Source organism: Kitasatospora sp. MY 5-36 (assembly GCF_001182915.1).
In the GTDB taxonomy this organism is placed as follows: Bacteria; Actinomycetota; Actinomycetes; order Streptomycetales; family Streptomycetaceae; genus Kitasatospora.
The window spans coordinates 1-4581 of record NZ_LFVW01000783.1 but is presented as its reverse complement, the minus strand read 5'-3'; the positions used below and the strand labels follow the sequence as shown (position 1 = coordinate 4581).

Below are 4581 nucleotides of genomic sequence, written 5' to 3'. Positions count from 1 at the left end.
CGCCCCGGCCAGCGCGCCGTGGTCGGTGCCGCGCACGTCGCCGTAGCGCAGCGCCCGGACCAGGGCGGGCAGCGCGCCCGCGAGGTGCGCGACGTCGGTGTCCAGGGCCGCGCAGTCGGCGAGCACCCGCATCACGGCGGGCAGGGCGCCGGACAGCCCGGCCAGCAGGCAGGTCTCCACCAGGCCGGTCAGTTCGGCGAGTTCCTCGGCGGCCCGGGCGGTGCCGACGGCCTTGTTGGCCGCCGCCTCCTCGACCGTGGTGCCCCACTGGGCGGCCTCGGCGATCCGGACCGCGAACTCGGGCTGCCAGCACAGCCGCCAGCTCTCCCGGAACGTCCCGGTCGAGTTCACCGAGGAGCGCGCGGGCACGCCCCAGTCCACGCCCAGCAGCCGCAGCCGGTGCAGCAGCCGGGAGCGGGCCGCGTCGTTCTCCTTGCGCAGGTCGAGGTCGACGTCCTTCGGCGCGGCCTCGGGCTTGAGCCGCAGCGAGCGCTGCAAGCGGGTCAGGTCGCGCTGGAGCGGCACCGCCGGTGCGGCGTCCGGGACCTCGCCGAGCGCGTCGCCGACCACCAGGCGGTCCCGGACCAGCTCCAGGGCGACGTCCGAGCCCTCGCAGAGCACCGCGCGCACGGCGTCCAGGGTCTCGGTCAGCCCGGCGAGCGGGCGGCCGCGCAGCACGGCCAGGGTCTCGGCGAGCCGGACCGCCTCGATCACGTGCGCGGAGGAGACCGGGTGGTCCTCGGCGCGCAGCAGGTCGGCGGCCCGGGTGAGCCAGCGCGGCACCGGGTCCCCGTCGGTGGTGAACAAGTGGTGGTACCAGCCGGGCGACTGCACGCCCGCGCCGTAGCCGGTGGCCTGGGAGAGCCGGCGGTGCGTCCACGGCACCCAGGTGATGTCCGTGCGCACCTTCTTCGGCAGCCCGGCGAGCAGCGCCCGGTCGTGGGCGACGGTGGGCATCCGCTCCAGCGCGGGGACGTGGAAGGCCCCGCAGACCACGGCGATCCGCAGGTGCCCGGCGCGCCGGGCGGCGCGGATCTGCTGGCGCATGTACGCCTCGCGCAGCTGGTCCCGGCGGGACTCGCCGAGGCCCTCGGCGCGCAGCGCGCCCATCGCCTCGGCGACGGCGGCGAACGGCGCCAGCGCGTCGGTGCCGGGCGCGCGGTGCTCGACCACGTCCTCCCACCAGCGCTCGGCGTCGTCGTGCCCGGCCGCCTCGGCGAGCAGCGCCAGCGGGTCGGCGACCGGGTCGGCACCGGCCTCCTCGGCGTCGTCCTCCTCGGCGTCGCCGGCCTCACCGTCCTCGGCAGGAACGGCGGGATCGACGGGCTCGGCGGGCGCGAAGCCGTACGCGGCGGGCAGGTCGATGAAGCGGACCGGCAGGTCGTGGTCCACGGCGTGCCGGATCGCCACCCACTCCGGGGAGAACTCGGCGTACGGCCAGAAGGCGGCCTTCGCCGGGTCGTCCACCGCGTGGGCGAGCAGCGCCACCGGCGGGACCAGGTCCTTCTCGGCCGCCAGGTGGACGATCGCGTCGGCCTCCGGCGGGCCCTCGATCAGCACCGCGTCCGGCCGCCACTGCGCCAGCGCGGCGGCCACCGCCCGGGCCGAACCGGGGCCGTGGTGGCGGATGCCCAGCAGGGCGACCTCAGGGCTCGTCATACGGTCACCTCGCGGGCGGCGCGGTAGAAGTCCTTCCAGCCGTCGCGCTCGCGCACCACTCCTTCGACGTACTCGCGCCAGACGGCCCGGTCCGCCACCGGGTCGCGGACGACGGCGCCGAGGATGCCGGCCGTCACGTCCCCGGCCCGCAGCACGCCGTCGCCGAAGTGGGCGGCCAGCGCGAGCCCGTTGGTCACCACCGAGATCGCCTCGGCGGTGGAGAGGGTGCCGCTCGGGGTCTTGACCTTCGTCCGGCCGTCCACCGTGATCCCGGCCCGCAGCTCGCGGAAGACGGTGACCACGCGCCTGATCTCCTCGGCGCCGCCGGGCAGTTCGGGCAGGTCCAGGGAGCGGCCGAGCTGGCCGACCCGCCGGGTGACGATGTCGACCTCCTCGTCCAGCGAGCCCGGCAGCGGCAGCACCACGGTGTTGAAGCGGCGGCGCAGCGCGCTGGACAGCTCGTTGACGCCGCGGTCGCGGTCGTTGGCGGTGGCGATCACGTTGAAGCCGCGCACGGCCTGCGTCTCGGCGCCCAACTCCGGTATCGGGAGCGTCTTCTCGGACAGGATGGTGATCAGACTGTCCTGCACGTCGGCCGGGATGCGGGTGAGCTCCTCGACCCGGGCGATCTTCCCGTCGGCCATCGCCCGCATCAGCGGCGAGGGCACCAGGGCGTCCCGGCTGGGCCCGTTGGTGAGCAGCTGGGCGTAGTTCCAGCCGTAGCGGACGGCCTCCTCGGGGGTGCCGGCCGTGCCCTGCACCAGCATCGTGGAGTCGCCGCTGATCGCCGCGGCCAGGTGCTCGGACACCCAGGTCTTCGCGGTGCCCGGCACGCCGAGCAGCAGCAGCGCCCGGTCCGTCGCCAGGGTCGTCACGGCGACCTCGACGATCCGGCGCGGGCCGATGTACTTGGGGGTGATCCGGGTGCCGTCGGGCAGTTCGCCGCCGAGCAGGTACGTCGCCACGGCCCACGGCGAGAGCTTCCAGCGCTCGGGGCGCGGACGGTCGTCCTGCGCGGCCAGCGCGGCCAGTTCACCGGCGAACGCGTCCTCGGCGTGCTGCCGCAGAACGTCGGTCATGGGGGCTCCTTCGGGTCGGCCGCCGGGCACACGGGTGCCCCGGGCGGAGTGGTGATCGGGGGGAGCCAGGTCGGCGTCCCGGCCTGTGGAACCAACCCTGCACCGAGCCACTGACAACCCGCCGGGGGCCGCGGACGGGCCGTCAGCCACTGTCAGTGCCGCCGCCTACGGTCGGTCGCATGGAGGAACGCTGGAGCACCGAACACGTCCTGTCCCTGGCACCTGACGCCGCCTCGCAGAAGGCCGCGGGGAAGCTCTCCGCGCCCGCGCCGTGGTCCGGCACCGGCACCGACGGCACCGCGCTCTGGGGCGAGTGCAAGGGCAGCGGCCGCACGCCGTACCGCACCGCGATCGAACTCGCCACGCCCGCCTACCAGTGCACCTGCCCCAGCCGGAAGTTCCCGTGCAAGCACGCGCTCGGGCTCCTCCTGCTGTGGAGCGGCACCCCGGCGGCCGTCCCGGCCGGCGAGCCCGCCGACTGGGTCTCCGAGTGGCTCGCCTCCCGCCAGGAGCGCGCCGAGAAGCGCGCGGAGAAGAAGGAGGAGGACCCGGAGGCCACCCGGCGCCGGCTCGAGAAGCGCGGCGCCAAGGTCGCGGTCGGCGCCGCCGAGCTGCGGCTGCGGCTGGCCGACCGGGTCCGGCACGGCCTGGCCGACCAGTCCACCGCCGGCCCCTGGGAGGAGGTCGCCGCCCGGATGGTCGACGCACAGGCCCCCGGCCTGGCCGCCCGGGTCCGCGAACTGGACGCGCTGCCGCAGGAGCGGCTGCTGGAGGAGTACGCCATGCTGCACCTGCTCGCCACCGCCGCCACCCGGATGGACGAACTGCCGGCCGAACTGGCCGCCACCGTCCGCACCCGGGTCGGCTTCCCCGCTGACCCCGGCACGGCCGGCCCCACCGTCCGCGACCGCTGGCTGGTCCTCGGCACCCGGGACACCACGGACGAGCGGCTCACCACCCGCCGGGTCTGGCTGCGCGGCGCCAAGACCGGCCGCCCGGCCCTGCTGCTCTCCTTCGGCCACCAGGGCCAGGCCCCCGCCCTCGCCCTGCCCACCGGCCGCCTGGTCGAGGCCGACCTCGCCTACTTCCCCGCCGCCCACCCGCTGCGCGCCGACCTCCGCGAGCGCTACGGCGCCCCCGAGCCTGGCCCCGCCGGCCCGCCCGCCGGGCTCACCGTCGCCGAGGCGGTGGCCGGCTACGGCACCGCCGTCGCCGACGACCCGTGGCTGGAGAGCCGGCCCACCGTGCTCGGCGACGTCGTCCCGGTCCGCACCCCGGACGGCTGGTTCCTGACGGACGGCCACCACACCGTGCCGGTCCGCGCCTCGGCCGTCCCGGAGGCCGCGCTGTGGCGGCTGGCCGCGGTCTCCACCGGCCGCCCGCTGACGGTCTTCGGCGAGTACGGCCACCAGGGCTTCGCCCCGGTCACGGCCTGGGCCGCCGACCAGCGCCCGGTCGGCCTCACCAACGTTTAGGGCGTGTCTTGTGGATCCCTGCCGGGCGCGCGACGCTCCCCCAGCCTTCGGCCGGGAGGTACCCCCAGGGCACAAACGCACCTCGCCGCGTTGTCGTCGGTCGCCAATGGCCCCCAGCCTTCGGCCGGGAGGTGCCCCCACCGCAGTGGCTCCCTCCTCCGCCTTGCGATGCACGCACCCCAACGCCGCGCCCTGATCCGACAAAACCCACAAGACACGCCCAGGAGCACCAGGAATGACGATCACCCAGGACCCGTGGGAGACCCTGCACACCAGCGCCCTGCTCGGCACCGACCGCCGTCCGCTCCCGGCCACCGCGCTGCCGCTCGCCGACGCCGTGGACGAGTACGGGCTGCTGCCGGACGCCG

The 4581-nt window shown here is 76.1% G+C and carries 3 protein-coding genes; 1 reads left to right on the top strand and 2 read right to left on the bottom strand.

Annotated elements, in window-relative coordinates:
- A partial coding sequence (locus AE652_RS35905; RefSeq protein WP_049659201.1) for a DUF5682 family protein occupies nt 1–1659 on the bottom strand: 1659 nt, incomplete at its 3' end.
- The gene (locus AE652_RS35900; RefSeq protein WP_049659200.1) at nt 1656–2738 is read right to left on the bottom strand and encodes an AAA family ATPase; all 1083 of its coding nucleotides are present in this window, start codon (nt 2736–2738) and stop codon (nt 1656–1658) included. The genes AE652_RS35900 and AE652_RS35905, both read right to left, overlap by 4 nt.
- A 179-nt stretch (nt 2739–2917) precedes the next feature.
- On the opposite strand from AE652_RS35900, the gene AE652_RS35895 reads away from it, so the two are divergent.
- Entirely contained in the window at nt 2918–4213 is a 1296-nt protein-coding gene (locus AE652_RS35895; RefSeq protein WP_049659199.1) for an SWIM zinc finger family protein, read from the top strand.
- Nucleotides 4214–4581 lie beyond the last annotated feature (368 nt).